Annotated in this window: 27 protein-coding genes and 1 pseudogene; 20 read left to right on the plus strand and 8 right to left on the minus strand. The window is 72.3% G+C overall.

Features of this window, described 5'->3' with window-relative positions; genetic code table 11:
- The first annotated feature begins 193 nt into the window (after positions 1-193).
- From ACFWFZ_RS25075 to ACFWFZ_RS25090, 4 genes are all read left to right on the plus strand, one after another.
- Positions 194-1,000 carry a VOC family protein gene (locus ACFWFZ_RS25075; RefSeq protein WP_387125159.1) on the plus strand — a complete coding sequence of 269 codons (807 nt, stop codon included), beginning with the start codon at positions 194-196 and terminating at the stop codon, positions 998-1,000.
- Between the two features lie 229 nt (positions 1,001-1,229).
- Entirely contained in the window at positions 1,230-2,579 is a 1,350-nt protein-coding gene (locus ACFWFZ_RS25080; RefSeq protein WP_387125161.1) for a hypothetical protein, read from the plus strand.
- A gap of 162 nt (positions 2,580-2,741) precedes the next feature.
- Positions 2,742-3,434, plus strand: a complete 693-nt coding sequence (locus tag ACFWFZ_RS25085) for a GAP family protein (protein ID WP_387125163.1) — start codon at positions 2,742-2,744, stop codon at positions 3,432-3,434.
- Positions 3,435-3,530: 96 nt separating this feature from the next.
- On the plus strand, positions 3,531-4,088 hold the full coding sequence (locus ACFWFZ_RS25090) for a potassium channel family protein (RefSeq protein WP_387125165.1): 558 nt from the start codon (positions 3,531-3,533) through the stop codon (positions 4,086-4,088).
- Positions 4,089-4,160: 72 nt separating this feature from the next.
- Here the strand turns inward: ACFWFZ_RS25090 and ACFWFZ_RS25095 are convergent, their stop codons facing one another.
- The 3 genes from ACFWFZ_RS25095 to ACFWFZ_RS25105 form a co-directional block, all read right to left on the minus strand.
- Positions 4,161-4,592, minus strand: coding sequence for a hypothetical protein (locus ACFWFZ_RS25095; RefSeq protein WP_387125167.1), 432 nt, complete (start codon positions 4,590-4,592; stop codon positions 4,161-4,163).
- 168 nt (positions 4,593-4,760) lie between these two features.
- Positions 4,761-6,137 carry an FAD-binding oxidoreductase gene (locus tag ACFWFZ_RS25100; RefSeq protein WP_387125169.1) on the minus strand — a complete coding sequence of 459 codons (1,377 nt, stop codon included), beginning with the start codon at positions 6,135-6,137 and terminating at the stop codon, positions 4,761-4,763.
- A gap of 69 nt (positions 6,138-6,206) precedes the next feature.
- Positions 6,207-6,506 carry a hypothetical protein gene (locus ACFWFZ_RS25105; RefSeq protein WP_387125171.1) on the minus strand — a complete coding sequence of 100 codons (300 nt, stop codon included), beginning with the start codon at positions 6,504-6,506 and terminating at the stop codon, positions 6,207-6,209.
- A gap of 155 nt (positions 6,507-6,661) precedes the next feature.
- Between ACFWFZ_RS25105 and ACFWFZ_RS25110 the strand changes: the two genes are divergently transcribed.
- The 5 genes from ACFWFZ_RS25110 to pucL all read left to right on the plus strand — a co-directional run bounded on the left by ACFWFZ_RS25110 (position 6,662) and on the right by pucL (position 11,320).
- Positions 6,662-7,402: a PP2C family protein-serine/threonine phosphatase gene (locus tag ACFWFZ_RS25110; RefSeq protein WP_387125173.1), complete on the plus strand. Its 741-nt coding sequence runs from the start codon at positions 6,662-6,664 to the stop codon at positions 7,400-7,402.
- Positions 7,403-7,728: 326 nt separating this feature from the next.
- Positions 7,729-7,932: a cold-shock protein gene (locus tag ACFWFZ_RS25115; RefSeq protein ID WP_030030412.1), complete on the plus strand. Its 204-nt coding sequence runs from the start codon at positions 7,729-7,731 to the stop codon at positions 7,930-7,932.
- Between the two features lie 178 nt (positions 7,933-8,110).
- Complete coding sequence (locus ACFWFZ_RS25120) at positions 8,111-8,482, plus strand: hypothetical protein (RefSeq protein WP_387125175.1); 372 nt, start codon at positions 8,111-8,113, stop codon at positions 8,480-8,482.
- 308 nt (positions 8,483-8,790) lie between these two features.
- Complete coding sequence (locus ACFWFZ_RS25125) at positions 8,791-10,140, plus strand: aspartate aminotransferase family protein (RefSeq protein WP_387125177.1); 1,350 nt, start codon at positions 8,791-8,793, stop codon at positions 10,138-10,140.
- A 262-nt stretch (positions 10,141-10,402) separates the two neighbouring features.
- Positions 10,403-11,320: a factor-independent urate hydroxylase gene (gene pucL / locus ACFWFZ_RS25130; RefSeq protein WP_387125180.1), complete on the plus strand. Its 918-nt coding sequence runs from the start codon at positions 10,403-10,405 to the stop codon at positions 11,318-11,320.
- A gap of 82 nt (positions 11,321-11,402) precedes the next feature.
- On the opposite strand, the gene ACFWFZ_RS25135 is transcribed toward pucL, so the two are convergent.
- On the minus strand, positions 11,403-11,867 hold the full coding sequence (locus ACFWFZ_RS25135) for a histidine phosphatase family protein (RefSeq protein WP_387125182.1): 465 nt from the start codon (positions 11,865-11,867) through the stop codon (positions 11,403-11,405).
- Positions 11,868-12,055: 188 nt separating this feature from the next.
- Here ACFWFZ_RS25135 and ACFWFZ_RS25140 point away from each other — a divergent pair, with 188 nt between their 5' ends.
- From ACFWFZ_RS25140 to ACFWFZ_RS25165, 6 genes are all read left to right on the plus strand, one after another.
- Positions 12,056-12,271: a CbtB-domain containing protein gene (locus ACFWFZ_RS25140; protein WP_387125184.1), complete on the plus strand. Its 216-nt coding sequence runs from the start codon at positions 12,056-12,058 to the stop codon at positions 12,269-12,271.
- Between the two features lie 48 nt (positions 12,272-12,319).
- The gene (locus ACFWFZ_RS25145) at positions 12,320-13,081 is read left to right on the plus strand and encodes a CbtA family protein (protein ID WP_387125186.1); all 762 of its coding nucleotides are present in this window, start codon (positions 12,320-12,322) and stop codon (positions 13,079-13,081) included.
- Positions 13,082-13,102: 21 nt separating this feature from the next.
- On the plus strand, positions 13,103-13,345 hold the full coding sequence (locus ACFWFZ_RS25150; protein WP_387125188.1) for a hypothetical protein: 243 nt from the start codon (positions 13,103-13,105) through the stop codon (positions 13,343-13,345).
- A 277-nt stretch (positions 13,346-13,622) separates the two neighbouring features.
- Entirely contained in the window at positions 13,623-14,225 is a 603-nt protein-coding gene (locus ACFWFZ_RS25155) for a hypothetical protein (RefSeq protein ID WP_387125190.1), read from the plus strand.
- Between the two features lie 103 nt (positions 14,226-14,328).
- The gene (locus ACFWFZ_RS25160) at positions 14,329-14,709 is read left to right on the plus strand and encodes a hypothetical protein (protein ID WP_387125192.1); all 381 of its coding nucleotides are present in this window, start codon (positions 14,329-14,331) and stop codon (positions 14,707-14,709) included.
- Between the two features lie 57 nt (positions 14,710-14,766).
- Complete coding sequence (locus tag ACFWFZ_RS25165; protein ID WP_387125194.1) at positions 14,767-14,925, plus strand: hypothetical protein; 159 nt, start codon at positions 14,767-14,769, stop codon at positions 14,923-14,925.
- A 93-nt stretch (positions 14,926-15,018) separates the two neighbouring features.
- Here the strand turns inward: ACFWFZ_RS25165 and ACFWFZ_RS25170 are convergent, their stop codons facing one another.
- The 3 genes from ACFWFZ_RS25170 to ACFWFZ_RS25180 form a co-directional block, all read right to left on the minus strand.
- Positions 15,019-15,423, minus strand: coding sequence for a hypothetical protein (locus tag ACFWFZ_RS25170; RefSeq protein WP_387125196.1), 405 nt, complete (start codon positions 15,421-15,423; stop codon positions 15,019-15,021).
- A 66-nt stretch (positions 15,424-15,489) separates the two neighbouring features.
- Positions 15,490-15,888 (minus strand): RidA family protein, encoded by a 399-nt coding sequence (locus tag ACFWFZ_RS25175; protein ID WP_387125198.1) that lies wholly within the window; start codon positions 15,886-15,888, stop codon positions 15,490-15,492.
- A gap of 105 nt (positions 15,889-15,993) precedes the next feature.
- Entirely contained in the window at positions 15,994-16,476 is a 483-nt protein-coding gene (locus ACFWFZ_RS25180; RefSeq protein ID WP_387125200.1) for an RrF2 family transcriptional regulator, read from the minus strand.
- 126 nt (positions 16,477-16,602) lie between these two features.
- On the opposite strand from ACFWFZ_RS25180, the gene ACFWFZ_RS25185 reads away from it, so the two are divergent.
- The 4 genes from ACFWFZ_RS25185 to ACFWFZ_RS25200 all read left to right on the plus strand — a co-directional run bounded on the left by ACFWFZ_RS25185 (position 16,603) and on the right by ACFWFZ_RS25200 (position 21,500).
- A complete protein-coding gene (locus ACFWFZ_RS25185; RefSeq protein ID WP_387125202.1) occupies positions 16,603-17,430 on the plus strand; it encodes a hypothetical protein in 828 nt (275 codons plus the stop codon).
- A gap of 80 nt (positions 17,431-17,510) precedes the next feature.
- Positions 17,511-19,505, plus strand: a complete 1,995-nt coding sequence (locus ACFWFZ_RS25190) for an FUSC family protein (protein ID WP_387125204.1) — start codon at positions 17,511-17,513, stop codon at positions 19,503-19,505.
- A gap of 37 nt (positions 19,506-19,542) precedes the next feature.
- A complete protein-coding gene (locus tag ACFWFZ_RS25195) occupies positions 19,543-20,244 on the plus strand; it encodes a hypothetical protein (protein ID WP_387125206.1) in 702 nt (233 codons plus the stop codon).
- Positions 20,232-21,500, plus strand: coding sequence for a sensor histidine kinase (locus ACFWFZ_RS25200; RefSeq protein WP_387125208.1), 1,269 nt, complete (start codon positions 20,232-20,234; stop codon positions 21,498-21,500). The genes ACFWFZ_RS25195 and ACFWFZ_RS25200 overlap by 13 nt, the downstream gene beginning before the upstream one ends.
- Before the next feature lie 68 nt (positions 21,501-21,568).
- Here the strand turns inward: ACFWFZ_RS25200 and ACFWFZ_RS25205 are convergent, their stop codons facing one another.
- Positions 21,569-23,662, minus strand: coding sequence for a PhoX family protein (locus tag ACFWFZ_RS25205; RefSeq protein WP_387125210.1), 2,094 nt, complete (start codon positions 23,660-23,662; stop codon positions 21,569-21,571).
- 426 nt (positions 23,663-24,088) lie between these two features.
- On the opposite strand from ACFWFZ_RS25205, the pseudogene ACFWFZ_RS25210 reads away from it, so the two are divergent.
- A pseudogene (locus ACFWFZ_RS25210) lies at positions 24,089-24,968 on the plus strand (hypothetical protein); the annotation flags it as partial.

The raw sequence follows: 24,968 nt of genomic DNA on the forward strand, positions 1-24,968 counted from the left end.
CGAGCTCCGGCAGTCCTGACCCGGCCGGTCCGGATGCGTTGCGCCGGATGCGTTCCGCCGGGTGGGGTGGCGGCGCCGGCCGCCGTGTCGGCGCGGGCGCGGGCGGCGGCGCCACGAGGATGTGGCCGACGTTTCCCGGGAGCTCCCGCGAGTACCGTGGGAGGGGCATCCGGGGCCGCACCGGCGGATGGGGATGACAGGCGTGTCGACATCGAGTCACGAAACATTCGGCGCACCCTGCTGGGTCAGCCTCATGGCGCGCGACATCGGCGCGGCGCAGGCCTTCTACAGCGCGGTCCTCGGCTGGCGGTTCGGGAACGACCGCCTCGGCGGGGGGTTCGCCGTCGGCTTCAGCGACGGGATCCCGGTGGCCGGCCTCGGTTCCATGCCCACCGGCGTCACGATCCCGGTCGCCTGGACCCCGTACTTCGCCGTGGACGACGCCGACGTCACGGCCGCACGCATCCTGGAGCGCAGCGGGACCGTCGCCGTCGGCCCCCTCGCCTTCGGTACGGGACGGGCGGCGCTCGCCGCCGACCTCGACGGCGCGGTCTTCGGGATCTGGCAGGGCGACGCCATCCCCGACTGGGGCATGGGCGGCGATGCGGCGCCGGCCTGGCTGGAACTGCGCACCAGGAACGCCTTCGACGCCGCCATCTTCTACGGCGAGGTCCTGGACTGGGCCTGCTCCCAGGCGGGGTGCTGCGAGGTCGCCTACGTGGAGGAGGACAACCGCATCCTGCTGCGCCACGCGGGCCGTACGGTGGCCCGCCTGCACGGCGGGACGCTCGCGCAGGCCCCCGACCCGAACCTGCGGCCGCACTGGCACGTCCACTTCCGGGTGCCCGACCTCGAAACCGCGGTGAAGGCCGCGATCGGTCTGGGCGGCAGCACCGTCTCCGCGGCGGACTCCGGTCCGCGCCCGCACGAGATCACTCTGCGCGATCCCGAGGGGGCGCTGTTCGGCATCGTCGGACCGGCCGATTCCGTTCCCTTCTGATCCTCAGCCCCCCTCGTCTCCGATCCCCTGCCGCTCCCCGCAGGACGCGATGCTCGCCTGCGGCGCCCCGCGCCTGAGACGAGCGAGGCGGTTGAGGCGGTTGAGCCGGCTGAGGCGACGTCACCTGTAGGGCCCAGCTGAACAGGCGCGTCCGGTGACGGCCTGGGTCCAATGGCAGGGAGCGGCTGTCCGCCGCGCCCTGCCGTGCCCCGTCGTCCCCGGGAGTGCCATGAGCGAGCCGTCCGCGTCACCCGGCGATCCGCCCGGCACGGCGCCGACCGCCCGGCCGACCGCCGCGCAGGGCGGCGGATCCCGTGGCGGGCGCATCGCGAAGAGCGCCGTGTCGGCGGTACTGATCACGCTGACGTGCATCTTCGTACCGATCTCCCTGCTCACCGTCTGGGTGCACGACATCGTGCTGGACACCGACCGGTACGTCTCGACAGTCAAGCCGCTCGCCTCGAACCCGGCGATCGAGCAAGCCGCCGTGGGCCGCATCACGAAGGCGGCCGACGCACGCGTGGACGGCTCCCAGATCACGGCCGACCTGGCGAAGTGGCTGGAGTCGCAGGGGCTGCCGCCGCGCGTGGGCGCGGCGGTCAAGGCGCTGGGCCCGCAGCTGGACTCGGCCGTCGACCAGGTCGTCTCCAAGGTGGCGACCCGGTTCGTCGAGAGCGACCGGTTCGAGAAGGTGTGGACCGGGGCCAACCGCGCCGCCCACAACGCGGTGGTGCACGCGCTCACCGGCCAGGGGCGCGGTGCGGTCGGCGTCGACGGAGGCACCGTCACCCTCGACGTCGGCGAGGCGGTGGACAAGGTCAAGGAAGAGCTCGTGGCCGCCGGGGTCTCCCCGGCGGAGAAGATCCCTGAGGTCGACAAGAAGATGGTGCTCTTCCAGAACGACAAGCTGGGGCAGATCAGGGGCGCGGTGCGGCTGCTCGACGTTCTCGGCAACTGGCTGCCCGTGCTCACGGTCGTCCTCGGCGCGGCCGGCGTACTGCTGGCCCGGCGCCGGCGGAGGGCCCTGGTGACCACCGCCCTGTGCGCGGCGTTCGCCTGCCTGCTGGTCGCCATCGCCCTGGTCGTCGGCCGCCGCTACTACCTCGACCACCTTCCCCCGGAGGTCCAGTCCCCGGCCGCGGCGGCGGCCGTCTTCGACACCCTGGTGCGGTTCCTGCGGGTCAGTCTGCGGACCGCGATCGTCCTCGGGGTCGTCGTGGCGCTCGGCGCCTACCTGTCCGGCGCCGGCCGGCTGCCGCGCGGGGTGCGCGGCCGGGCCGACCGTACGGCCGACTCCGCCGCCCGCTGGGGCGCCGGACACGGGGTGCACACGGGCTCCGCGGGCCGGTGGGTGGAAGCCCACCGGCACGCGCTCACCGTGGGCGTGCTGCTCGTCATCGCGCTCGTGTTCGCGTTGTGGAACCACCCGACCGTGCTGACGGTGCTGCTGCTGGTGCTGATCCTGCTCGCGGTGCTCGCCGTCCTGGCCCTGCTCGCGGCCGGCGGCCGCGTCGCCGACGCCGCGAGCGGCGCCGTCGGCCCTGCTGACCGCCCGGCCCCGCCCCCGGACCGCGAGTGAACCCGTCGGCGCTCGTGGGGCTCGCGGGGCTCGGGCCAGGATCCTGGCCCTGGCGCGCATGCCGCATCTTTTGCACCCGTCCGTGGGGCAGGGCAACCATGGACGCGTGAGCATTCCCCTCCCGACCTGAGGAGGGGGCAATACACCGACGGGGAAAAGCCGATGGTGCTTGACCTGATCGTCATCGGGCTGATCATCACGCTCTATCCGCTGCCCATCATGGCCTTCGTGCTGGTGGTGTCCGCGCCCGGCGGCCTGTGGAAGGGGCTCGCCTTCATCCTGGCCTGGCTCGGCTGCCTCGTCGCCGTGATCGCCGTCGTCCTGCTCCTCACCGGCGGCCAGCCCCCGCCGCCGCGCTCCCCGCCGTCCACCGCCGGGCTCGCGGTCCGGCTGGTCATCGGCATCGGGCTGGTCGCCTACGCCGAACACCGGCGACGGCGGCGGACCGGGGCCGCCGGCACACCGGGCCCCGAAGGGCCCCGGCCCGGCCCCGCCGCCGACGACGACGCGCACCCCATCGCCTCCCGTATGGACCAGGCGTCCGCGTGGTCCGCCGCCGGGCTCGCGGTGCTGCTCCAGCCGTGGGGCATGGTCGGTGCGGCCGCCACCACGGTCATGGAGGCGAACCTCTCCGACAGCGCCACGTACCTGGCCCTGTTCGGCTTCTGCGTCCTGGCCTCCTCCACCCTGCTGGCGATGGAGCTGTACATGGTGTTCGCCCCCGAGCGGGCGGCGCGGGCGCTGGCGGACATGCGGGCATGGCTCTCGAACCACAAGGACCCGGCGATCGTCTTCGCCTGTCTCTCCCTCGGCCTGTGGCTGGGCGGCACGAGCCTCTACGACCTCACGCGCTGACGGCAGCACGGCATCACGGCATCACGGCATCAACGCGGCGCGCGTAGGGCAGCGTCTCCGGTCGCCGTATGAGGTCAGGGCCGTTCTCCTGAAGGCATGGAACGCAACGCAGCCCGTCGCCGCCGGCGCGCCCTGCTGATCCACGGCGTGCGCGCCACGGCCGCTGCGGGCCTGCTCACGACCCTCTACTACGTGGCGCCCCTGGACGGCGGCTTCGGCGTCCTGACGGTCCTGACGCTCGTGCTGGGACTGGTGGCTTTCGGTCTGCTGACGGCCTGGCAGGTCTCCGCCATCGCCCGTTCGGAGTATCCGCGGCTGTCCGCTCTCGAAGCGATGGCCACCGCCGTACCGCTGTTCCTCGTCGTCTTCTCGGCGACGTACCACATGCTCTCCGATAGCGTGCCGGGCAGTTTCTCCGAGCCGCTGAACCGCACGGACGCCCTCTACTTCACGGTCACGGTGTTCGCGACCGTGGGCTTCGGCGACATCGTCCCGGTCACCGGGACCGGGCGCGTGCTGGCCATCGTGCAGATGGTCGCCGACCTGGTCGTGGTCGGCGTCATCGCCAAGGCCCTCTTCGGCGCTGTGAGGATCGGCATGCGCAGGCGGAGCGGAGGGCGGCTCCCGTTCGAGGACCAGGACCACGAGCCCTGACGCGGCAGAAGACCCCGCCCGGGGGGCCGGGCGGGGTCTTCTGCGCGGAGCGGCGGCAGGGGACGGGAGCGGTCACCCGCACTTGAGGCCGGAGGAGGCGGTGGACGCGGCGTCGCCCAGCTGCTGGATCTGGGGCTGGAGCTGGGTGAGCGCGTCCTTGCCGGTCGTGTCGCCCGGCAGGTCCTCGTAGCCCTTCTTCAGGTTCTCGGCGGCCGACTGCACCGCGGACCGCTCCGCGTCCTTCATCTTGCTCGCGTTCTCCTTGACGCTCTCCCAGTCCTGCTGGACGGCGTCGTGGGCTTCCTCGATCTGGTCCTTGGTCGCGACGGCGGGGTTCAGGGCCTTCAGCTTGGCGGTGTCGGCCTTCAGGGCGTTCAGGTCGGTGCACAGGTCGGCCGCGGCCTCGGAGGCCTCCTCGGCGGGCGAGGGACTGTCGTCGGAGCACGCGCTGAGACCGAACACCGCGCTCAGGCAGAGCACACCGATCACCGGGAAACGCTTCATGGAGGGGGCCTTCCTCGATCAGGGCAAACCAGGTGTACGGGACCATCCGGTACTACGACAAAATATGCACAAGCGGACACACTCCGCATTCCCGCCGATTCGCCCCGCCACCGCCCACCACCGGTCCCGCCAACCGCCGCGCCACCGGCCGCGCCGGCCGCAGACCCCTCAGGCGGCGGGCTGGATGTTCTGGTTCAGGTGGAAGAGGTTGTCCGGGTCGTAGGTCCGCTTGACCTCGGCCAGACGGTCGTAGTTCCCCTTGTAGTTGGCCCTGATCCGGCTCTGGTCGTCCTCGGCCATGAAGTTGATGTAGCCGCCCTCCTCCGAGTGGGGTGCGGTGGCCTCGTAGTAGTCGCGGACCCAGGCGGTGTTCGCCTCGTTGTCCGCGGGGTCCGGCCACATTCCCGCGATGACGGTGGCGAACGAGGCGTCGCGGTAGGCGAAGGCCGTCTCCTGCGGCCCCACGCGGTGGCAGGCGCCGTTGATCGGGTAGATGTGGACCGTCGAGTTGACGGCGGGCAGCCTCGGGCCGTGCACCAGGTGCGCCTCGATCGCGGAGTCGCTCAGCTCGGTCACGAAGTTGGCCTTCCAGTAGTGCTGGAGGCCGGGCGGCACCAGAGCGTCGAAGGCACTGTTGAGCGCCGGATACGGCATGGGGCCGACGTGCTCCGCGACCACCGGGGCGAAGTCGTGGAAGGCCCGGAAGGCCTTCTCGCCCTCGTCGAGCGGCCCGGCCCAGCAGCCCACGATCAGGGCGAACGGATCGCCGTGCCGGTCCGCCGGGATGAACGGCAGCGGCGGGGCCAGCTGGAAGGCCGGGAAGCCGCCGAGCTGCTCCGGGGCGTCGGCGATGTAGTCGGCGAAGGACCTCAGCACGGTGGCCGCGTCGTCCAGCTCGAAGAGCATCGGGCCGCCGTAGATGTCCTTGACCGGGCTGAGCCGGTATGCGAAGGAGGTCACCGCACCGAAGTTCCCGCCGCCGCCGCGCAGCGCCCAGAAGAGGTCCGGGTTCTCCTCCTCGCTCGCCACGAGGATCCGGCCGTCCGCCGTCACCACATCGGCCGAGATCAGGTTGTCGCAGCTCAGACCCAGTCCGCGGCACAGGTAGCCGATGCCGCCGCCGAGGGTGAGACCGCCGATGCCGGTGGTGGATATGATCCCGCCGGTGGTGGCCAGCCCGTAGGCGTAGGTCGCCGCGTTGAGGTCGCCCCAGGTGGCGCCGCCCTCCGCACGCGCCGTGCGGCGCGCGGCGTCGACGCGTACCCCGCGCATCCCCGACAGGTCGGCGACGACCCCGTCGTCGCAGGTGCCGAAGCCGGGCACGCTGTGCCCGCCGCCGCGGACCGCGAGGTCCAGCGCGTTCTCCCGCGCGAAGTCGACCGCGGCCATGACGTCACCGGCGTTGGCGCAGCGCACGACGACGGCCGGCCTCCGGTCGATCATGGCGTTGTGGACCGCGCGCGCCTCCTCGTAGGCGGCGTCGCCGGGGGCGACGACCGCCCCGCGTACCCGTTCCCGCAGCTGGTCGATCGCGAGATTGCCCATGACCATCGCTCCTCGTCGCTCGTGCCTCGCTCCCACGCCGCGCCGAACCGCGTGCGCCGGGTGCTGCCCCTAGGGCCCCAGGTGGCTGAAGCCCACCTCGAAATGCTCGACCGTGACGACCTGCTGACCCTCCCGCCGGGCGGTCTCCTCGCGGATCCGGTGGGCGAGTTCCTCGCTGTCCCGCATGCTCTGCTCGTCCTCCCACAGGGTCAGCGACTTCGCCTCTCCGGTGGCCCGGTCGACCAGGTAGTAGACCCCCCGGAAACCGGGCGCGTCCTGCACCTGCCGGACGATCTCCTCCGAATGCGCGCCCAGGTCTCCCTCCGCGGGGACGGGTGATCCCTGGTAGGTGCTCAGCCTCGCGAACATCAACGGCAGTCCTTCCTTGACCGGGCCGCCGTCGGGGGACAGGCGGCTCCACGACCAGCGTGCTCCGGCAGGCCGCGCCGCGCATGCCGGAGCGGCGCGACAATGGTGGCGAGTACGCGTCTGCCGGTGCCTTCACGGAGAGGCGGGACGTCGAGGTGACATACATAGCTGTGACCGCCCTGAGCCATGTCGGGCTGGTCCGCGAGCACAACGAGGACAGCCTCGTCATCGGGCCGTGGACCCTGTGCGGGACCGTGACCCAGAACCCCCAGACGCTGGTCTTCCCCTTCGGCAGACCGCTCGTCGTCGCGATCGCCGACGGGCTCGGCGGGCAGCCGGCCGGGGAGGTGGCCAGCGAGCTCGTGGTGCGCCAGCTGTCCTCGCTCGGCCCCTCACTGGACTGTGCGGAGGCCGTCGCCGGCGCCCTGGACCTCTGCAACGACGCGGTGTACTCGGCCGCCGACGGCCGGCCGGACCTGACCGCCATGGGGACCACGGTCGCGGGCGCCCTCCTCCTGGCCGAGTCGCTGCTGGCCTTCAACGTGGGCGACAGCAAGGTGTTCCACGCGGCGCGCGACGGCCTGCGCCAGGTGAGCGTGGACGACAGCCCGCCCCCGGCGCCCGGGCACCGCACCACCTCCGCCGTCACGCAGGTGCTCGGCGGCAGCCGCAGGCACAGTGCCGTCACCCCGCACATCGAGACCTTCCCGCTGGCCGAGGGCGACCGGTACCTGGTGTGCAGCGACGGGCTGACCGATCCCGTGCCGGACGACGCGATCGAGGAACTGCTGCGGGTGCACGACGACGGCAGGGCGGCGTTCGAGCTGTGGAAGGCCGCGATCGACGCGGGAGGTCCCGACAACATCACGCTCGCACTGGTCCGCATCGGCGCCTGAGAGGCTGATGAGGGGCCTGATGGGGGCTGTGCGGCCTGAGGACCACCCGAAAGCCGACGGCGCGTTCATAGGATTTAATAACCGGGTATCCGATATCGCGACGCGGCGCTATCAGAACGGAAAGACCTTCCCGGCCCACCCGTTTCCCTTGTGCTACGGTGACGCCAGTTGCGGTTGTGGTCCCCAAAAAGCTTACAAGTGCTCTCACCTGATGTTCCGGTGGGTGCACTTTTCATTTCCGGTTCAGATTTCCGGTCGGGGCAATCATCTCGTCGACGCCGGGTCCGCACAGTGCGGCCCGGGCACTGCCCCAAAGGAGAACTCGCATGGCATCCGGCACCGTGAAGTGGTTCAACGCGGAAAAGGGTTTCGGCTTCATCGAGCAGGAGGGCGGCGGCGCGGACGTCTTCGCCCACTACTCGAACATCGCCACGTCCGGCTTCCGTGAGCTCCAGGAAGGCCAGAAGGTCACCTTCGACGTCACGCAGGGCCAGAAGGGCCCGCAGGCCGAGAACATCGTTCCCGCCTGACTCTGAGGCGGTCGCCGCGCCAGCCCTGACAACCGGTGCCGGCGCGTGAACGAACGGGCCCGCGGCCCGCACCCACTGCGTGCGGGCCGCGGGCCCGTCTGCCCGCCCGGCGGGAATCGGCCGCCGCCGCGCCGGAAGCACTGCCCGGGGCCGGGCCCGCTTGCTAGAGTCCCTGCCCATGTCGATCCCTGACGACCTGCTCCGCGACCTCGCCGCCATGGTCGAGTCGGAACAGACCAATCAGATGTCCTTGACGGTCGTCGTGAACGGCGCCGTCATCACCGGCCGCCTCGCCCCCGAACGCGTCTGGCGCCAGCGCGTGGCGGAGGTCCTGCGGGACTCCGACCAGCTCGGCCCGTTCGCCGAGGTGTTCAGCTCTCCCGAAGGCACGGCCAGACAGCCCGGCGGCCCGCCCTCGCACCTGCACTTCCACGTGGCGCGCATCCTCCAGGGCCCGGTGGGCATCCCCGAGACCGGCGGGATGTACCGGATCGCCCTCGACAACGTCAGCGCCTGGACCGTCGGGGACTTCAGCTACTCCGACAAGTAGCCGCCACCCCGCCCCTACACCCCTGCCCGCACACCCCTGCCCGCACACCGCGGACGGCCCCGCGCGCCCGCGCGGAGGCCGTCCCGGACCGGCCGGCCACTGACAGGGCTGCGCCAGGCGCACGCGCCCGGAATTGCCCTCCGCCGAGTCGTGACGACTTACCTGAATGCACGCACCGCCCGATCGGATCGGCGTCCGGTGCGGCATCGCCGACCGGCCGAATGACGGGATACCGCCGAGCCGCCCCGCGGGAGAGGGCTCCGGTCCACCCCCGCCCTGTCCATATCCTGGACGATTACCCTCGCTTTATGAACGCAGAAGCCGACGCCCTCACGACCGTGAAAGACGCTGACCGGAAGCACGTCTTCCACTCCTGGTCGGCGCAGGAACTCATCGATCCGCTCGCCGTGGCCGGCGCCGAAGGGTCGTATTTCTGGGACTACCAGGGCAACCGCTACCTCGACTTCTCCAGCGCCCTGGTCTACACCAACATCGGCTATCAGCACCCCAAGGTCACCGCGGCCATCCAGGAGCAGGCGGCCAGGCTGTGCACCGTCGCGCCCGGCTTCGCCGTCGACGCGCGTTCCGAGGCGGCCAGGCTGATCGCCGAGCGCACCCCGGGCGACCTCGACAAGATCTTCTTCACCAACGCCGGCGCCGAGGCCGTGGAGAACGCCGTCCGCATGGCGCGGCTGCACACCGGGCGCCCCAAGGTGCTGTCCGCGTACCGGTCGTACCACGGTGCCACCTCCACCGCGATCAACCTGACCGGCGACGCCCGCCGCTTCGGCAACGACTCCGCGACCGCCGGCGTCGTGCACTTCTGGGGGCCCTTCGCCTACCGCTCGCCCTTCTACGCGGCGACGGAGGGCGAGGAGTGCGAGCGGGCCCTGCGCCACCTGGAGGACACCATCGTCTTCGAGGGCCCGCAGTCCATCGCCGCGATCATCCTGGAGACCGTCGGCGGTGCCCCCGGCGTCCTCGTGCACCCCGACGGCTACCTGGCCGGGGTGCGCGCGCTCTGCGACCGCTACGGCATCGTCTTCGTCCTCGACGAGATCATGGTCGGCTTCGGGCGCACCGGTAAGTGGTTCGCCTCCGAGCACTGGGACGTCACCCCCGACCTGATCTGCTTCGCCAAGGGGGTGACCAGCGGCTACGTGCCGCTCGGCGGTGTGGCCGTCTCGGCGGCCATCGCCGAGACCTTCGCCCGCCGGCCCTACCCGGGCGGGCTGACGTACTCCGGGCACGTGCTGGCCTGCGCGGCCGCCGTCGCCACGATCAACGTCATGGAGGAGGAGGGCGTCGTCGAACAGTCCGCGCGCACCGGCGCCGAACTCCTCGGCCCCGGCCTGCGGGCGCTCGCCGAACGCCACCCCTCGGTCGGGGAGGTCCGCGGCCTCGGCACGTTCTGGGCGCTCGAACTCGTCCGCAGCAGGCAGACGCGCGAGCCGCTGGTCCCGTACAACGCCGCCGGGGCGGACAACGCGCCGATGGCGGAGTTCGCAGCCGCCTGCAAGAAGGGCGGGCTCTGGCCGCTCGTCGCGGGCAACCGGATCCACATCGCCCCGTCCTGCAACATCTCGCCGCAGGACGTGGAGAAGGGTCTGCGGATCCTGGACGAGGCCCTCACGGTGGCCGACGCGCACACCGCCTGACCTGCACATCTGTGGGGTCGCCCAATCCGCTGGTGCCGGTGTTCGGAGGATCCGTGCGGTGGTCATCCCGCCGTGCGCATGCTGCAATCCGTGCAGGCCACCCATGCCAGAACAGGCCGAGCACCTACGGACCGGGATGCACGTCAGTCCCGGGGCGGCCCCTCGGGGCCGAACGGCGGGGAGCGGGACGACCGCTGGACGCCGGGCGTACGGGATCCAGAAGTACGGACTCCGTGTTCCCGAGTACCCGAAGGAAGACAGCATGAGCAAGCACGTCCTGGCACAGAACCAGTACGGCAAGGCCGAGAACCGCATCGTGAAGGTCACCCGCAAGGGCAACGACGGCTCCTGGCACGAGATCCGCGACCTCAACGTCTCGGTCGCGCTCCGCGGTGAGTTCCGCGACGTCCACCTCACCGGCGACAACGCCAACTGCCTGCCGACCGACACCACCAAGAACACGGTGTACGCCTTCGGCAAGGAGCACGGCATCGAGTCCCCGGAGGCCTTCGGCATCCTGCTCGCCAAGCACTTCGTCACCTCGCAGCGGCCGATCCGCGAGGCCCAGATCCGCATCGAGGAGTTCGCCTGGGAGCGCACCCCGGTCCCCACGCGCAAGGAGCAGCACTCCTTCGTCCTCAAGGGCCAGGAGGTGCGCACCGCGCAGATCACCTACAGCGAGACGACGGGCCTGCAGGTCATCTCGGGTCTGAAGGACCTCACGGTGATGAACTCGACGAACTCCGAGTTCCACGGGTACGTCAAGGACGCGTACACGACGCTCAAGGAGGCGTACGACCGCATCCTGGCGACCAAGGTCACCGCGCGGTGGGCGCACTCGGCGCTGGCCGCCGACGACCCCGGCCACGACTGGGACCAGGCGTACAAGAAGGTCCGCAAGAACCTGCTGGAGGCCTTCGCGGAGACGTACTCGTACTCGCTCCAGCAGACCCTGAACCAGATGGCCGAGCGCGTGCTCGACCACTGCCCCAAGGTCAACGAGGTACGGCTCAACCTGCCCAACAAGCACCACTTCCTCGTCGACCTGGAGCCCTTCGGCCTGGAGAACGACAACGAGGTCTACTTCGCGGCGGACCGCATGTACGGCCTGATCGAGGGCACCGTCCACCGTGACGGCGTACAGCCCGTGATCGCGACGTCCGACTGGATCGTGGCGTAGGGCGTGTCCGGCAGCCCGCGCCGGTCGTGAGCCGGGCCCGGACCGCGTCGCGGGGTCCGGGCCCGTTCTCGTGGCTGCCCCGCTACGCCCCGGGCAGCTCCTCCTGCGGACGGCCCACGAGGAGGTTCCAGCGCCCGGCCCGCCCGGTCAGGGTGGTCACCGAGTCCGGCCGTACGTCGAGGCGCCAGAAGGCCGCCGCCGGGAGCTCCAGGGCGTGCACCACGGCCGCCCGCACGACGGCCTGCTCGACCTCGGCCCGGTGCGTGCCCGGGGCCAGGCCGGCCAGTTCCGCCCCGACGCGGGCGATCAGCGCGTCCACGGACTCGCCGCCCGGTGGCGCGTAGCCGGGGTCGGTCAGCCAGGCGTGCAGGGCCGCCGGGGCCTCGGCCGCCACCTCGTCCAGGGTGCGGCCGGCCCACTCCCCCGTGTCCAGACCGCGCAGGCCCCCGTACCCGGGGCACGGCCGCGCGTGACCGAAGCGGCCCTGGCGGGCGGCAGTGTCCAGTGGGGGGCGCACGAGGTGGACGCGCACCGACTGACTCTTCATAAGGGGAGCCTAAGCGCGGTACCGTCACGAACGAGACAAGTCCATGACGACGGGACGCGGAAGCACCGGTGAGAATCCGGCACGGTCGCGCCACTGTGAATCCTCCCGGAGGGGGAGGCAAGTCAGACCCGCCACCGTCGTCGAATGCACCACTGACCGGGACGCGTGTTCCCTCTGGAGGTTCTGCAATGGCCAACTCCGCCGTACCCACGACGAATGCCCCCGCCATCGCCCCCATCTCGCTCTCCGTGCTCGCCCCCTGGGCGGTGTTCGTCGGCATCCTGATGCTGGTCCTGCTCTACTTCGTCGGCGCCGAACAGGGCGCCACCGCCGTCTTCGAGGGCGAGACCGTCCACGAGTGGCTGCACGACGGCCGCCACCTGCTCGGGTTCCCCTGCCACTGATCCGCTTCCCCTGCTCACCGGCCTCCGTCTCGGCAAGGGAACCGAACCATGAACTCCGCATCCCCGTCCCCCCGCACCCTGCTCGTCCGGGGCATGCTCGCCGGCCTGCTGGCCGGCGTGGCCGCCTTCCTCGTCGCGTACCTCCTCGGTGAGTCCAAGGTGGACGCGGCCATCGCCATCGAAGAGGCCGCCGCCGGGGCCGGACACGACCACGGCGGGGAGGCCCCGGTCAGTCGGGCCCTCCAGGCCACGGCCGGTCTCGGTACCGGCGTCGTGCTCTACGGGGTCGCGCTCGGCGGCATCGCCGCGCTCGCCTACTGCTTCGCGCTCGGCCGCATCGGCCGCTTCGGCCCGCGGGCCACGGCGGCACTGGTCACCGCGGGGCTGTGGGTCGCCGTGACCCTGGTGCCCTTCTTCAAGTACCCCGCCAATCCACCGGCCGTCGGCGATCCCGACACGGCCGCCCGGCGGACCGCCCTCTACCTCCTGATGATCGTGCTGAGCGCGCTGCTGGCGGCGGGCGCGGTGATCCTCGGGCGCCGGCTCGCACCGAGGCTCGGCGGCTGGAACGCGTCGGTCGCCGCCGGGGGCGGCTTCGTCGTCGCCATCGGGATCTCCTACGCGGTCCTGCCCGGCGTAGGCGAGGTGCCGACGGGCTTCCCGGCCGCGCTGATCTGGGACTTCCGCCTGGCGTCCCTGGCCATCCAGACCGCACTGTGGACTACTTTCGGCCTGGCCTTCGGTTTTCTAGCCGAACGGACCCTTGTGCCCACCCGCGCACCCAAGGAGGCTGTGCAGCCGACAAGTTGACGATGAAAGGGCCGATAATCCATGGCGACGGCGATCAGGGAATGGCGGGGCTGGACGGGTGCCGCACCCTTCTGGCTGAATTCCTTCCTGCTGCTCCTGGCCCCCTGCTGCGCCGTCACGCTGTTCGGCCAGATCGGCATCATCGCCGGCCTGGCCGCACTCGGTGGCCTGGCCCGCCACCTCTGGTACGGCGACTACGGACACCCGGCCGTGCACCTGGCCGCCGTGGCCATGGGGGCGGGCACGGCGGCCGTCGTCATGTGAGCCCGCGGGTCGGGGCCGCGGAGCGCCGCCACACCGGCCCGACGGCGCCGTCGCGACCCGCCCCGGCGCCGTCGGACCCTCACCCGTTCGGGCGTACCCGCGCCGAACCCGGCGGCCGGCGCCCCGGACCGGGGCGAGCTGCGAAGACTCCCCGATCGTGCGACGACACGCCCGTGACTCCTTGTCAGTCTCTCGTGTTTCACGGTGTGCCGATGGGCAGAGGAAGTGTCCACTGCTCACATGACCCGGCCGCACGAGCCGGACAGGAGGGAATCCCATGCCCCGCGCCAAGTGGGTCGTCGCCTCTCTGACGGTGGCTCTGCTGGCCACCACCGTCGTGGTGTTGCAGCGGACCGAGGGGGCCGCGCCGCCTGCAGCCGCGACCACCGACGATGCACTGCCCTCCCGGGCGTTGGGGCTGTCCGGTCACCGCCGTCTCGTACGGGAGCTGGAACAGTCCGGCGAGAACGACCCCGGTGAGGTGACGCGGCCGCGCAGGATCGCCGCCGGGCCGCTGAGGACGGTCTCAGGACCCCTGCGGGCGGCCCGGCCGCTGCGGTTGCGCATCCCGAGCCTGGGCGTCGACGTGCCGTTCGGCGGCGAGGGCGAGGATGCCTCCTGGGACTCCGGAGGGCCCGCGCCCGGTGCGGCCGGAACCGCCGTGGTCACCGGAACCGGGCTGCGGCTGGGGGAGTTGCGCCGGGGCCGGACCATCGAGATCCCGCGTGCGGACCGCCGCACGGCCGTGTTCACCGTCGTGGGGGTCTCGCCCGGCAGGACTTCCGGGCGAGAGGACCTGCCCGGCCCGGCCCAACTGCGCGTGATCGGCGGCGAGACCGCCGTGCTGGCCCGGCTGACCGGGCACCGCAGCAGCAGTTGACGCCTGGCGGCCTGTCAGCCGTGTGGTGTGTCTTCGTCCCCCGGTCGGGGGCTTCTGGCGGTGCGTCCGGGAGCCGTCCGGCGTGGCGGGGCAGACCCCTCGCATGACCTGGAGGCGACACGCACGCGCGGCACTGACAAGGGCGCTCACCGCGACCTGCGTCGTGCTGCTGTGCGTCTTCGGTGCCGGTCCGGCCGGCGCGGTCGCCGCGGAGCACCGCCCGGCCTCCTCGGCACCCATGGAGCCCATGGCTCCCGCCGAGCCCTCGGAGCCCACGGAGGGCTCCACCGATCCGGCCGCCGACCCCGAGGCACGCGCGGCCGTACGGGCACCCGCGCGCGGGCTCGCCGGCGTACAGCGGACCCCGTTCGCCCTGTTTCACGTGAAACAGGGCGAGGCCCCGGGGTGCGGGGCTCGCGCGGGAGCGGCGGCCGAACCGGCCCTGTCCCTGCGGACGGTGCGGAGTGTGGTCCTGCGCTGCTGAGCGGACCGGGTCCCCAGCGCATCCCCCACACCCCCCTGAGCACCGTGAGGTTCCGCCATGCCCATCGACCCGTACGCCGCACTGAACGCCATGCTTCGCGCCGAGGTCTCCCGCTTCGCGCCGCCCGTACGCCAGGCCGAGCCGAGCGCTCCGCCGAAGACCCCGGCGCCCGCAGCCGAGGACGAGGGTGATCCGCAGCAGACGCCGGCCGCGTAGGACCTGTCGGCAGACATGAGGGCGCCGGCTCCTCCGCCCCGGTCACGGGCGGGGGAGCCGGCGCCCCTGCGCGTCGGGGCCGTACGGCCCCGCTCAGTCCTCGTGCGTGTAGTAGCGGTAGAAGGCGGTGGCGCCTACGCCCACGGCGACCGCCAGGCCGATCACGACGGACGTCAGGATCGACTCGTCGGTGAGGCTGTGCAGATAGCCCACCGCGATGCCGCCGAAGGCTCCGTAGGCGGTGGCGTGGACCTCGCGCATCATCCGCGGGCCGATCCGGGCCAGGGCGAACATGATCCCGGCGAAGATCGCGCCGCACAGGATCCCGTAGAAGACGTTGGCCGCCGTCACCGGGCCTTCCTGGCGCTCGATGAAGGCGCACCAGACGCCGTAGACGAGTCCGAGGAGCAGTGGCCTCACGTAGGCGCCCTTGCTCAGGTGGGTCATGTCCGCCATCTGCCGGTGCCGCCGGGGGGCAGCGGGTGCCGCATGTGCCATGACGGGCTCCTCTCTCCCATCATCCAGGGCACACCCGCTGCCACCGACCGGCAAGTGGATCAGCGGTCAGGGCGTGCGCACCGCCACGGCGTCGATCTCGAAGAGCATTCCGGGCAGGGCCAGGGCGGCCACGCCGATGAGGGTCTGCGCGGGAAGTTCGGTGCCCCAGGTGGCGTGCAGGTGCCCCAGCAGCACCTCCAGCTTCCGCTGGTCGTGGCCGACGACGTAGGTACCGATCCGGACCACGTCGGCGGGGCCGAGGCCGACTGCGGCGAGGGCGGTGCGGAGGTTGGCGAAGGCCCGCTCCACCTGGTCGGCGAAGTCGTCGGAGACGACGTGGCCGCTCTCGTCGGAGCCGTACTGGCCGGCTATGAAGACCTGTTCGCCGGGGGCGGAGACGATGTGGCTGTAGCCGTAGCCGGTCGGGGTGTGGAGTCCTGCCGGGTTGATGATGCTGCGCGTCATGCCGAGCTCCCTGCTTCCGTTCGCGTGTCCGTGCGTGTCCGTGCGTGTCCGTGCGTGCCCGTGCGTGGTTTTGTTCGCCCTTGCTTGTCCTGGCTCGTGCGTGCGCTATGGCGCGGCGAGCCAGGCGCGGAGCCGCTGCGGGGCCTGGGGGGCCTGCCGTTCGGCCTGCTGCCGGATCTCGTCGAGGTTCTGGGCCGCGAGCGCCTTGCGCCAGGCCAGTTCGGCCCGGGTCATGGCGTGCGCGATGGCGCAGTCGGCGGCGTCGGAGCCCTCGGCCGCCGGGTCGCCCGCGCCGGGTCCCTGCCTGCGGATCTCCGCGCAGCGGAAGGCCTCTTCGGGCCCCTCGACGGCGGCGACCACGTCCATGAGCGAGACGGCGGCGAGCGGGCGCGCGAGCCGGAAGCCGCCGCGCGGGCCGGGGCTGGAGGTGAGGATGCCCGCCCGGGCCAGCGCCTGGAGCTGCTTGTTGAGGTAGGCCGCGGGCAGGTCGTGCCACGCGGCGAGCCTCGCCGCCGACACCGCCCGGTCCGGTCCGCTCCAGGCCAGGTTGACGCAGCTGTGCAGCGCCCACTCGACGCCCTCGCTCATCTTCATAATTCTGGATATTAAATATCCAGAATTGAAAGGGCAAGGATCCCACGGCGTCACCGAGCCCACCACCCGCCCGCAGCAACACCGCTCGCGCCCCGGCCCGTCCCCGCTTTCCCTGGTGACGTGCGCACCATCCTGTCGGCGGTACTCATCGTGCTCGTGGCCCTCCTCGTGCCCGCGAGCGCCGTCGCGTACTGGGCCGACCGCGATCTGGGCGACGCCGACCGCTACACCGCCGCCATGTCACCCCTCGCCGAGAACACGGCCGTGCGGGACGTCGTCGTCACCCACACCGCCCGCGCCCTCACCGGGCAGATCGACGCCGGCCCGTTCCAGGCGGGAGTGGACTCCCTGCTCGGCGAGGCGCTGCACTCCTTCGCCGACACCGCCGCCTACCGGACGGCCTGGGACGCGGCCAACCGCGCCGCCCACGCCGCCTTCCTCGACGCCCTCACCACCGGCCACGGCAACGCCGTCACCATCGACCTCGCGCCCGTCGTCGCCCAGATCAAGAGCGAACTCCTGGCCGACGAGGTGCCCTTCGCGGACCGCATCCCGGTGACCCGGCTGTCCGTGGAAGTCATGGAGTACGACAACCTCGGCGCTCTCCGGAAGGGGTTCCGCATGCTCGAGATCGCCGGCGTCTGGCTCCCCGTACTGACCCTGCTCCTGGCCGTGGCGGCCGTCGCGGTCGCCGTCCGCCGGCAGCGCGCCGTGATCGCCACCGGCCTGGGACTGGCGGTCGGGGCCGTGCTGCTCTGGCTCACGGTGGAGGTGTGCCGCCGCCTCACGCTGGACGACCTGCCCGCCGACATCGACCGCGCCGCGGCCGGCGCGGTGTACGACGCCCTCACCGCGTTCCTGCGGACCACCGCCTGGGTCGTGCTGCTGATCGGGCTCGCGGCGGCTCTCGCGGCATGGGTGACGGGACGACTACGCCGCACCCCATAAGCTCGGAAGGTACAACACGCGCAGAACGGCGCAGAAGAGCCCAGAAGAACCGATTCGCGAGCGGCGGCACGGAAGCGGGAATGAGCACCGAACGCACCGAACACATATCGTCGCGGCGCCCCCGGCACCACCCGCTGGCTCCGCCCGCCTGGCTGCTCGAAGGACTGAAGCCGACCACCGCCCCCGTCCCCTGGGCCGCCGCGGCGCGAGCGGCGGTCGCGCTGTCCGTCCCGCTCGCCGTCGGCTTCGCCCTGAACGAGCCCGAGTACGGCGCGCTCGCCTCCATGGGTGCCCTGTCCGGGGTCATCGGCGACACCGCCGACGCCTACCGGATGCGCGTCCTCAACATCGCCGTCCCGCAGTTCTTCGGCGCGGTCGGCGTGGCCCTCGGCACCCTCGTCTACGGCCACGGCTGGGTGGCCGTCGGGGTACTCACCCTCATCGCCCTGGTCTCCGGGATGATCTCCTCCATCGGCACGGTCGCCTCCGTGTCCGGACTGCTGCTCCTGCTCGACGCCGTGGTCGGCGCCGGGCTCCCGCTGCCGCAGCCCTGGTGGACGGCCCCGCTGCTGCTGGCCGCGGGCGGACTCTTCGTCCTCGCCCTGACCCTGCTGGGCTGGCCCCTGCGCGGACGCCAGCCCGAACGGGCCGCGGTCGCCGCCGCCTACCGGGCCCTGGCCGACACCCTGGAAGCCGCCGGCGGCCCGAGCGACCTCTACGACGAACGGCGCCGCCAGGTCACCCAGGAACTCAACCAGGCCTACGACCTGATCCTGGGCCGCCGGGCCCGGGTGCACGGCCGCAGCCGGTCGCTCGTCCGCATGCTCGCCCAGCTCAACGTGGTGATCCCGCTGGTGGAGGCCGCGCCCGCCGCCCACCTGCGCGGCCGGCCGCTGCCCCCGGAGATCCCCGCGGCCGTACGCGAGCTCGCGGCGGTCGTCGAGGAGGGCCGCACCGAGGCGCCCGTACTGGACCTGCCTGTCGCCCGCACCCCCGCCGAACGGGCCCTTGACGCGGCACTGCGGCACGCCGCGACCATCGTGCACCTCCGCGAACCGGACCCGCACAACGTGGACGACCGCCTCGGCCGGCCCGCCGCGCTGCGCGTGCGCGCCCGCCGGGCGGTGCGCGACATGATGATGTCCGAGACCTCCTGGCGCTACGGGCTGCGGCTCGCGCTGTGTGTGGGCCTCGCCCAGTCCCTCGTGTCGGTGGTCGAGATCGAGCGGTCCTACTGGGTCGCGCTGACCGTCACCTTCGTCCTCAAACCGGACTTCGGCTCGGTGTTCTCCCGGGCCCTGCTGCGCGCGCTCGGCACCGCGATCGGGCTGGTCACCGCCGCCGCCGTGCTCGCCGAGGTACCGCGCGGCTGGTGGGACGTGCCGGTGATGATGGTGCTCGGGGCGCTGATCCCGGTCTTCTCCGCCAAGGGATACGCCTTCCAGACCGCCGCGATCACCCCGGTGATCCTGCTGCTCTCGGACCTGCTCAACCACCAGGGCTTCGACCTGATCCGCCCCCGGCTGCTCGACAGCCTGATCGGCTGCGCCATCACCCTGATCGCCGGGTACCTGCTGTGGCCCGAGAGCTGGCACACCCGGATCGGGGACCGCCTCGCCGACACCGTGGACGACGCCGCCCGCTACGTGGAACGGGCCTTCGCGCCGGCCGCGGACGACGCGGCGCGAGCGGCGGCGCGGACCGGCCGCCTCCAGGCCCGGCGGCGGCTCTACCGCGACCTGTCAGGCGTGCGCAGCGAGTTCCAGCGGGCGCTGACCGAGCCGCCGCCGACCGGCACCCGGGCGGCCGCCTGGTGGCCGCTGGTCGTCGCCGTCGAACGGATCGTCGACGCGGTCACCGCGGCCCGGGTCCGCGTCGACCACGGCGCCCCGCCCCCGGCCGCCGAGGAGGTGGCGGGCATCGCCCGACAGCTGCGGGAACTGGCCGTCCGCGTACGCAGCAGCACCACCCCGGTACGGAGCGAGGGCGAACCGGCGGGCGAGGAGTCGGGCGTCCTGGCACCCGTCCACCAGGAACTCGCGGCGGCCCGCGCCATCACCCAGCCGGAGCGCTGACCGGGCCGGGCCGGGCCGGACGGGGGAGCATCGGAGCATGTACCGCGCCCCGGCCGCCCTGGTCCTCGTCCTGGCCCTGGCGGGGTGCGCCGACGTGGAAGGACTCCAGAACGAGGGCGACCTGGGCACGGTGCACGCCCCGCAGCGCCTGTGGAAGGACATCCGCCCCGACCCGCCCGACGCGGCCCAGAGGCCGGGCACGGCCTCCGTCGTCCCCGGCCTGCCCGAGGTGCCCGACCTGCGTGTGCGCAGCGTGAACCCGGTGAGCGTCCTACGCGCCGACGTCACCTCCGCCACGGAACAGGACGGCGGTACCGGCCGGCTCGTCGACCCCCGGGCCGCCCAGCGGCTCGCGCGGTGCACACAGGCTGTGGACGGCGGGCCCGACTGCCCGGTGCGCCCCGCGGTCTTCCACGACCTGACGGGCAACGGCCGGGAGGAGCTGATCACCGCCCTGGACCTCGACGGCCGGCTCAGCGAACTGCGCGTCTACACCGTCCAGGCCGACGGGCGGATCGCCCGGATCCTGTCCCGCCGGGCAGTGCTGGAGGGAGTGGAGGTGGCCGCGGAACACCTGGCCGTCCGCGAACCCACCTCGAACCCCGCCTACTTCGCCGTCTTCGACTACGTGTGGGACCCCAAGGCCGGGATCATGAACCTCAGCCAGCTCACGCTCGACGACTGCGCGTCCCTCACCGGCGTCCCGCTCAGCCCGGACGCGCGGCGATGCACGCGCTGAGCAGCCTGCGCTGGAAGATCGCGCTGACCACCACGGCGGTGTGCTGCATGGTGGCCGCGGCACTCGGGATCCTGGTGCACAACGTGGTCTCCCGGCAGATCGTCGGCGAGGTCCGCAAGGATGCGGACACGGCCCTGGAGCACGCCCTCAGCCACTACGAGTACGGCACCACGCACGGCGACGTGAACGTCGTCCTCGCCCCGCCCCAACTGCCCCGCCCGCTGCGCGACCTGGTCGCCCGCGGCGACACCGGCAGCATGGTCGGCTCGTTCGACGGCAAGCCCGTGATGTGGGCCGCGGCTCCGGCCGACCAGCAGGCCCTCGCCGTGTGGATCCCGTTCCAGGGCACCCGCGAGCGGCTGCGGGACATCGACACCGCGATCCTCGCCTCCGCCGCGCTGGCCGCCGGGGTGGTGGCGCTGGCCGGGCTCTTCCTCGCCGACCGGATCAGCCGGCGCCTCGCGACCACCGCCGCCGTGGCCCGCCGGATCAGCGCCGGGGACCTGGACGCCCGGGTGGACTTCCCCTCCCGCGCGGCCGAGCGGCGGCAGGGCCGCCGCTCCCGGGACCGGGACGAGGTACGGGACGTGGCGCAGGCACTGGACTTGATGGCCGGGTCCCTCCAGGAACGGCTGGAGGCCGAGAAGCGCTTCACGGCGGACGTGGCGCACGAGCTGCGGACACCGCTCACCGGCTCGCTGGCCGCGGCGGCGCTGCTGCCGGAGGGCCGCCCCAAGGAAATGATCAACGACCGGCTGAAGGCCCTGCACCTGCTGACCGAGGACCTGCTGGAGATCTCCCGGCTGGAATCGGGCGTGGAGCGGGCCGACCTCGCCCTGGTGGAACTGGGCCGGGCGGTGGAGCGGGCCGTCGCCGGAGCCGGGCCCGCCGTCTCGGTACGGGTGATCCGCGACGCGGCGGTGCTCACCGACCGGCGGCGCCTGGACCGGATCCTGACGAACCTGCTGGGCAACGCCCACAAACACGGCCGGCCGCCGATCGAGGTGACCGTGGAGGGCCCGGTGGTGACGGTCCGCGACCACGGGCCCGGCTATCCGCCCGAACTGATCGAGCAGGGCCCGCAGCGCTTCCGCACCGGAGACCCCGGACGGGGGCGCGGCCACGGACTGGGGCTGACGATCGCGGCAGGACAGGCGGCGGTCCTGGAGATCGCGCTGATCTTCGCCAACGCCCCGGACGGGGGCGCGTTGACGACGCTCAGGCTTCCCGTCGGGCGTCTGCCGGGGGGAAGTTGACGCGCCGGGCAGGCGTTCCACACGCGCGGTGATGGTGTTTCACGTGAAACATCTGCCCGGCGCAGGGATCAGACGCCGATGTTCTTGCCGTCCTTGCGCCAGACCGAGACGACGGCCGGGCGGACGATCTTGCCGGGGCCGTCGGGCCACACCGACTGCGGCTTCTCCACGGACGCGCCGTCGATCTCGCCCGGGTGCTGGACGGCCACCAGGACGCGCTTGTCCTGAATGATCGGGCCGCAGGTCTCGGCGCCACGCGGCACGGTCAGGAACTGCTTGAGCTCACCGCGGCGCTCACCGCTGGTCGCGACGCCGAACAGGCCGTCGTGGGAGCCGAGCTGGTTGCCGTCGGTGGAGATCCACAGGTTGCCGTGCGGGTCGAAGGCCACATTGTCCGGGCAGGAGATCGGGCTGACCTTGTCCTTCGGGAAGCCCGCGAAGTAGGTCGCCGGGTCGTTCGGGTCGCCGGCGACCAGGAAGAGCCGCCAGGCGAAGCCGTCGCCGGCCGGGTCGTCGAAGTTCTCGGCGAGCTCCAGGATCTGGCCGTGCTTGTTCAGGTTGCGCGGATTGGCCTCGGTCGCCCCCTCCGCCTTGCCGGGCTTGCCGCGGTCCGTGTTGTTGGTCAGCGCGACGTAGACGCGGCCGGTGCGCGGGGAGGGCTCGACGTCCTCGGGGCGGTCCATCTTGGTGGCGCCCACCTTGTCGGCGGCCTGCCGCGTCAAGACGTACACCTCCTCGGCGGTCATTCCCTCGACGTGCGAGACGTTGCCGGTGGCGAGCTTGATCCAGACGCCGGAGCCGTCGAACTCGCCGTCGGAGGGGAGCTTGCCGGTGCCGTCGAGCTCGGTGGCCGGGGAGTCGCCGGTGAGTTTGGCGACATAGAGGGTGCCCTCGTCGAGCAGCGTGAGGTTGTGCTCCTTCGCCGCACGGGAATTGCCCTTTTTCATCCGCTTCGACGAGACGAACTTGTAGAAGTAGTCGAAGCGCTCGTCGTCGCCCATGTAGACGACCGGACGTCCGTCCTCGGTCAGACGGGGCGCCGCGGCCTCGTGCTTGAAGCGGCCCAGCGCGGTGCGCTTGCGCGGCACGGAGTTCGGGTCGTAGGGGTCCAGCTCGACGACCCAGCCGTGGCGGTGGGACTCGTTGGGCTCCCGGGCGACGTCGAAGCGCTTGTCGAAACGCTCCCACTTGCGCTCGGTGGCCCCGGCGGTCACACCGTAGCGCTTCAGGCGGGCGGCGGCGGTGGGGTCGGTGACCTGGCCGGCGTTGCCGAAGTACTGGTTGAAGTTCTCCTCGCCGTGGAGGGTGGTCCCCCACGGGGTGGTGCCGCCTGCGCAGTTGTTGAGGGTGCCGAGCACCTTGGTGCCGGTGGGGTCGGCGGAGGTCTTCAGCAGGGCGCCGCCCGCGGCGGGACCGGTCATCCGGAACTCGCTGGTGGCCGTCAGGCGGCGGTTGAGGTGGTGGCGGGAGACCGCGGTCAGCTTGCCGCTGCGGTGGTCCTCCTGGACGACGACCACGGACAGGCCGTGCGCGGCCCAGGCGATCTCGACCTGCTCGCGGGTCGGGTTGGCCGGGTCGTACGCCTTGAACATCAGGACTTCGTCCGTGTACTCGTGGTTGGCCACGAGCAACTGCTGGCGCTCGTAGTCTCCGCCGAGCGGGAGGAGGCTCAGGAAGTCGTTGTTGTAGCCGAACTGACCGGCCTGCGCCGCGGCGGTCTGCTTGTCGGCGTTGAAGCCGGGGGCGCCCTTGATGATCGGGTCACCCCAGCGGATGACCACGTTCTGCTCGTGGCCCTCGGGGATGGTGACCTTGTCGTCGGTGTTCGGCGCGACGGCCTTGAAGCGCAGGCCGCGGGCGGCCTCGCCGCCCTTGCCGACCTTGCCGGCGCCGGAGGCCTCGGCGGCGGGCGCCGCGTTGGCGATCTGCCCCGGGCCGCTGAGCGCGACGGCGGAGCCGGCTGCGGTGGCGACCGTCACGACGGCGGCGGAGCGCAGCATCGAGCGGCGGGAGTAGGCGCGGGCTATGACATCGCCCGCGTACTCGTTGTCGCTTGTGTTCGGCACCTCGTGGAAGCAGGCGTCGCCACAGCGGTAACGACAGGTGAGAGCGGAACGGCCGCTCCCATGCGGGTTGCCGATGAACGGCAGAAGCTTGCGCACGAGTGTCCTCCGAGTAGCTGCGTGGCCGCCGACAACGTGTCGGAACAATCCAGCCGCGACGGTAGGCCCGGGTTGCGCCGAAGCGGCGGCGCAGGGATGAACGGTGAGTGAACCCGGCACGTCGGAGCGGCAGTTCGGGAACGGCGTGATCACCTCTGGGAGCCGGGCGCCACGAAAGGCGCCCCTGCCGAAGATCCAGCCGGGCGGCCGATAACCTTACGTGTCCACTCTGGGCAGGGATCAACCGCGCAGCACGGACAAATGACGCACGCACTCATGCGAAAGGCCTGGCCCATGGGTATTCGGAGCTTGTTGCGCAAGGTGTTCGGACGGTCTGCGGAACCGGTTCCGGAAACTTCGGACGCCACCTCGGCGGCTGTACCGAACCAGGCGGAACGCAACCCCCTGGACGCCGCCGCCGAACTCGTGGCGGCGTCCTTCGACAATCCGACGGTTCCTCCGCAGACCACGCGGGACCGCGAGGCGGGCACGGTCCTGACGGCCCCCGCACCGGCCGCCGACCCCACGGTCCCGGAGGCCCGCCGCCCCTCGCCTGCGGGATCGCCTGCGGGATCGCCTGCGGCGAAGCCCGACCCGACCATCCCCGCTCCTGCGGAGCAGGCCGAGCCGGCTGCCGCCGAGGCGAAGGCCCCCGCTCCCGCGGAGCCTGCATCGCCGCAGACGGAAACTGCTGCTCCTGCGGAGCCGGAGACCCCCGCTCCTACCGCCGCTGCCGAGCAGGCTGCCACCGAGGCCCCGGCCGCCACCGCGGAGCAGGTGGAAGCCGAGCCGGAGGCTGCCGCTCCTGCGGAGCCCGAAGCCGCCGAGCCGCAGGCTCAGGACGAGACCCCCGCTCCCGCGGAACAGCCCGCCGAGGCCGCACCGCAGGCCGACGCTGTCCAGGCAGAGACTCCCGCCCCCGAGGAGCCCGCACAGGGCACCGAACCGGCTGCGGAGCAGGTCACCGCCGACGCGCCGGAGGCGGAAACCGCCGAGCCGCAGGCTCAGGACGAGACCCCCGCTCCCGCGGAACAGGCCGGTGCCGCCGAGCCGGAGGCCGCATCGCCGGAGGCGGAAGCTGCTGCTCCTGCCGAGCCGGAGACCCCCACCCCTGCGGAGCAGGCCGAAGCCACCGTCACGGCCGAGCCGCCGGCCGCGGACGCGGCCACGGCCACCGAGCAGGCTGCCACCGAGGCCCCGGCCGCCACGGCGGAGCAGGTGGAAGCCGAGCCGGAGGCTGCCGCTCCTGCGGAGCCCGAAGCCGCCGAGCCGCAGGCTCAGGACGAGACCCCCGCTCCCGCGGAAC

The sequence above is a fragment of the Streptomyces sp. NPDC060232 genome (assembly GCF_042726555.1).
Lineage (GTDB): Bacteria > Actinomycetota > Actinomycetes > Streptomycetales > Streptomycetaceae > Streptomyces.

What these genes read in the sequence shown, in the direction of transcription:
- ACFWFZ_RS25160 (WP_387125192.1), top strand. Translation starts at nt 14,329, where the DNA reads ATGACCTGGAGGCGACACGCACGCGCGGCACTGACAAGGGCGCTCACC.
- ACFWFZ_RS25195 (WP_387125206.1), top strand. Translation starts at nt 19,543, where the DNA reads ATGTACCGCGCCCCGGCCGCCCTGGTCCTCGTCCTGGCCCTGGCGGGG.
- ACFWFZ_RS25120 (WP_387125175.1), top strand. Translation starts at nt 8,111, where the DNA reads ATGTCGATCCCTGACGACCTGCTCCGCGACCTCGCCGCCATGGTCGAG.
- ACFWFZ_RS25100 (WP_387125169.1), bottom strand. Translation starts at nt 6,137, where the DNA reads ATGGGCAATCTCGCGATCGACCAGCTGCGGGAACGGGTACGCGGGGCG.
- ACFWFZ_RS25135 (WP_387125182.1), bottom strand. Translation starts at nt 11,867, where the DNA reads ATGAAGAGTCAGTCGGTGCGCGTCCACCTCGTGCGCCCCCCACTGGAC.
- ACFWFZ_RS25095 (WP_387125167.1), bottom strand. Translation starts at nt 4,592, where the DNA reads ATGAAGCGTTTCCCGGTGATCGGTGTGCTCTGCCTGAGCGCGGTGTTC.
- ACFWFZ_RS25180 (WP_387125200.1), bottom strand. Translation starts at nt 16,476, where the DNA reads ATGAGCGAGGGCGTCGAGTGGGCGCTGCACAGCTGCGTCAACCTGGCC.
- ACFWFZ_RS25165 (WP_387125194.1), top strand. Translation starts at nt 14,767, where the DNA reads ATGCCCATCGACCCGTACGCCGCACTGAACGCCATGCTTCGCGCCGAG.
- ACFWFZ_RS25075 (WP_387125159.1), top strand. Translation starts at nt 194, where the DNA reads ATGACAGGCGTGTCGACATCGAGTCACGAAACATTCGGCGCACCCTGC.
- ACFWFZ_RS25200 (WP_387125208.1), top strand. Translation starts at nt 20,232, where the DNA reads ATGCACGCGCTGAGCAGCCTGCGCTGGAAGATCGCGCTGACCACCACG.
- ACFWFZ_RS25150 (WP_387125188.1), top strand. Translation starts at nt 13,103, where the DNA reads ATGGCGACGGCGATCAGGGAATGGCGGGGCTGGACGGGTGCCGCACCC.
- ACFWFZ_RS25090 (WP_387125165.1), top strand. Translation starts at nt 3,531, where the DNA reads ATGGAACGCAACGCAGCCCGTCGCCGCCGGCGCGCCCTGCTGATCCAC.
- ACFWFZ_RS25145 (WP_387125186.1), top strand. Translation starts at nt 12,320, where the DNA reads ATGAACTCCGCATCCCCGTCCCCCCGCACCCTGCTCGTCCGGGGCATG.
- ACFWFZ_RS25125 (WP_387125177.1), top strand. Translation starts at nt 8,791, where the DNA reads ATGAACGCAGAAGCCGACGCCCTCACGACCGTGAAAGACGCTGACCGG.
- ACFWFZ_RS25085 (WP_387125163.1), top strand. Translation starts at nt 2,742, where the DNA reads ATGGTGCTTGACCTGATCGTCATCGGGCTGATCATCACGCTCTATCCG.
- ACFWFZ_RS25105 (WP_387125171.1), bottom strand. Translation starts at nt 6,506, where the DNA reads ATGTTCGCGAGGCTGAGCACCTACCAGGGATCACCCGTCCCCGCGGAG.
- ACFWFZ_RS25170 (WP_387125196.1), bottom strand. Translation starts at nt 15,423, where the DNA reads ATGGCACATGCGGCACCCGCTGCCCCCCGGCGGCACCGGCAGATGGCG.
- ACFWFZ_RS25155 (WP_387125190.1), top strand. Translation starts at nt 13,623, where the DNA reads ATGCCCCGCGCCAAGTGGGTCGTCGCCTCTCTGACGGTGGCTCTGCTG.
- ACFWFZ_RS25080 (WP_387125161.1), top strand. Translation starts at nt 1,230, where the DNA reads ATGAGCGAGCCGTCCGCGTCACCCGGCGATCCGCCCGGCACGGCGCCG.
- ACFWFZ_RS25190 (WP_387125204.1), top strand. Translation starts at nt 17,511, where the DNA reads ATGAGCACCGAACGCACCGAACACATATCGTCGCGGCGCCCCCGGCAC.
- ACFWFZ_RS25115 (WP_030030412.1), top strand. Translation starts at nt 7,729, where the DNA reads ATGGCATCCGGCACCGTGAAGTGGTTCAACGCGGAAAAGGGTTTCGGC.
- pucL (WP_387125180.1), top strand. Translation starts at nt 10,403, where the DNA reads ATGAGCAAGCACGTCCTGGCACAGAACCAGTACGGCAAGGCCGAGAAC.
- ACFWFZ_RS25175 (WP_387125198.1), bottom strand. Translation starts at nt 15,888, where the DNA reads ATGACGCGCAGCATCATCAACCCGGCAGGACTCCACACCCCGACCGGC.
- ACFWFZ_RS25140 (WP_387125184.1), top strand. Translation starts at nt 12,056, where the DNA reads ATGGCCAACTCCGCCGTACCCACGACGAATGCCCCCGCCATCGCCCCC.